The sequence below is a fragment of the Nguyenibacter vanlangensis genome, from assembly GCF_013376155.1.
Taxonomy (GTDB): Bacteria; Pseudomonadota; Alphaproteobacteria; order Acetobacterales; family Acetobacteraceae; genus Gluconacetobacter; species Gluconacetobacter vanlangensis.
Genome location: NZ_JABXXP010000389.1, coordinates 1 through 2,791 on the forward strand (window position 1 = coordinate 1; position 2,791 = coordinate 2,791).

The 2,791-nt window shown below is 66.0% G+C and carries 1 protein-coding gene; it reads left to right on the top strand.

Annotated features, from left to right (window positions below):
• Positions 1 to 444 precede the first annotated feature (444 nt).
• A partial coding sequence (locus HUK84_RS14320; RefSeq protein ID WP_176640892.1) for a valine--tRNA ligase occupies positions 445 to 2,791 on the top strand: 2,347 nt, incomplete at its 3' end.

A 2,791-nucleotide genomic window follows, 5' to 3' on the forward strand; every position in this document is an offset into this window, starting at 1 on the left:
AGCGCACGCCGCAGGGCCTCGCGGTGCGCCCGGTCTTCGACGTCGCCCTGCCGATGCTGCCGGAACTCGAGCCCGCGCCGGCCTTCGCCTTCTGACCGCGGCGTTCCATTCAGGCCGAATTTGGGTATAAGCGGCGGACCGGGCCCGGTCCGCCGTGCTTTTTTGGGCCGCCTATCTCTAGTGTCCTGCCCGAGAAATTCTTATGAGAATTTCTCGGATCAGCAGGCCACTAAAATATTGATTCTAGTGTCCTTTCGATTCTGAAATTCGCTTGCGAATTTCGGAATCGGGACACTAGAGCGTCATACGACCGGATGGACCCATCCGGTCGGATAAAGATGCTCGTTAAAATAATGAGCTAGAGCTATATCCGTGAACCAGTGTGAATGGATATGGCTCTAGCTCCGCCCGTTTCTTGTCCATATGTCAGGTCTGGCTTTTGCGATGCTGAACAAGTCTTTCTCGCCCGGCGAGATCGAACCCGCCCTTTATGCCGAATGGGAACGCAACGGCGCCTTCGCCGCCGCGCCGGACAGCAACGCGCAGCCTTATGCGATCATGATCCCGCCGCCCAACGTTACCGGCACGCTGCATATGGGCCACGCGCTGACCATGACGTTGCAGGACACGCTGATCCGCTGGCGGCGCATGCAGGGGCGCGACGCGCTGTGGCAGCCCGGCACGGACCATGCCGGCATCGCGACCCAGATGGTGGTCGAACGCGCCCTGCAGCAGGAAGGCACCACCCGCCAGGCCCTGGGGCGTGAGGCGTTCGAGCAGCGCGTCTGGCAGTGGAAGGCCGAATCGGGCGGCACCATCACCACCCAGTTGCGCCGCCTCGGCGCCTCGCTGGACTGGCCGCGCGAGCGTTTCACGATGGATGAGGGCCTGTCGCGCGCGGTGCGCGAGGTCTTCGTGACCCTCTACCGCCAGGGGCTGATCTATCGCGACCGGCGCCTGGTGAACTGGGACCCGGCGTTCCGTTCCGCGATTTCCGACCTCGAGGTCGATAACCGCGAGGTCCAGGGCAGCCTGTGGTATATCCGCTATCCCGTCGAAGGGCTCGAAGGGCGCAGCATCACCGTGGCCACCACCCGGCCCGAGACCATGCTGGGCGACATGGCGGTCGCGGTTCATCCCGACGATTCGCGCTATGGCGACCTGGTCGGCCGGTCGGTGATCCTGCCGCTGACAGGGCGTCGCATCCCCATCGTCGCCGACCCCCATTCCGATCCCGAGAAAGGCAGCGGCGCGGTCAAGATCACGCCCGCGCACGATTTCAATGATTTCGAGGTCGGACGCCGGCACGGCCTGGCGATGCCCAGTGTCCTGGACGAGGATGCGCGCGTCACCCTGGCCGAAATTTCCGACGATCTGCGGACCGAGGACGGACTGGCCGACCCGGCCTTCGTGCGCGGGCTGGAGGGGCTGCAGCGCGACGAGGCCCGCAAGGCGATCGTCGCCGAACTGGACCGGCTGGGCTGGCTGGAGAAGATCGAGCCGCACCGCAACCAGGTGCCGCACGCCGAACGCAGCGGCGCCGTGGTCGAACCGCGCCTGACCACCCAATGGTATTGCGACGCCGCCGCCCTGGCCGGGCCCGCGATCGCGGCGGTCGAAACCGGGCAGGTCCGCTTCGTGCCCCAGCAATGGGAAAACACGTTCTTCGCCTGGATGCGCGGTATCCAGCCCTGGTGCATCAGCCGCCAGCTCTGGTGGGGCCATCGCATTCCCGCCTGGTACGGCCCCGACGGCCATGTCTTCGTCGCGCAGGACGAGGATGAGGCCCAGGCCCAGGCGCTGGCCCATTACGGACGCACCGAAGCCCTGGCGCGGGACGAGGACGTGCTGGATACCTGGTTCTCCTCGGCGCTGTGGCCCTTCTCGACCCTCGGCTGGCCCGACGAAACGGCGGACCTGGCGCGCTATTATCCGACCGACGTGCTGGTGACCGGCTTCGACATCATCTTCTTCTGGGTGGCCCGGATGATGATGATGGGCCTGCATTTCATGAAGGACGTGCCGTTCCGCACCGTCTTCATCCACGGCCTGGTCCGTGACGAGCGCGGCCAGAAAATGTCCAAGAGCAAGGGCAACGGCATCGACCCGCTCGAAATGATCGAGCAGTACGGCGCCGATGCCATGCGCTTTACCGTCTGCGCCCTCACGGGCCTGGGGCGGGACGTGAAGCTGGGGCAAAAACGGATCGAGGAACATCGTTCCTTCGTCACCAAGATCTGGAATGCCGCGCGTTTCTGCGAAATGAACGGCGTAGCCCCGGTCGCCGGCTTTCGTCCCGAGAGCGTCGCCTCGCCGCTGGGACGCTGGATCCTGGACGAGGCAGCCCGCGCGGTGGCCGACGCCGACGCCGCGCTGGAATCCTTCCGCTTCGACGAATATGCGGCGTCCTGCTACCGCTTCGTCTGGAACTGCTTCTGCGACTGGTTCCTGGAATTCGCCAAGCCGGTCTTCACCGGCGACGATGCGGCCCAGGCTGCGGAAATCCGCGCCGTGACGGCGCATGTGCTGGGGCTCGTCCTGCGGCTTCTGCAGCCGGTCATGCCCTTCGTCACCGATGATCTATGGGCGCATTTCGGGTTCGGCCCGACCGGCAGCCTGATGACCGCCGCCTGGCCTGAGGCCGCGCGGCCCGCCGGCGGGGCCGATGCCGCGGCCGAAATGGACTGGCTGATCCGCTTCATCTCGGCCATCCGCACCGTGCGGGCCGAAATGAACGTGCCCCCGTCGCGCCTCGCCCCCGTGCTGCTGCGCGACGCACGGCCCGAGACGG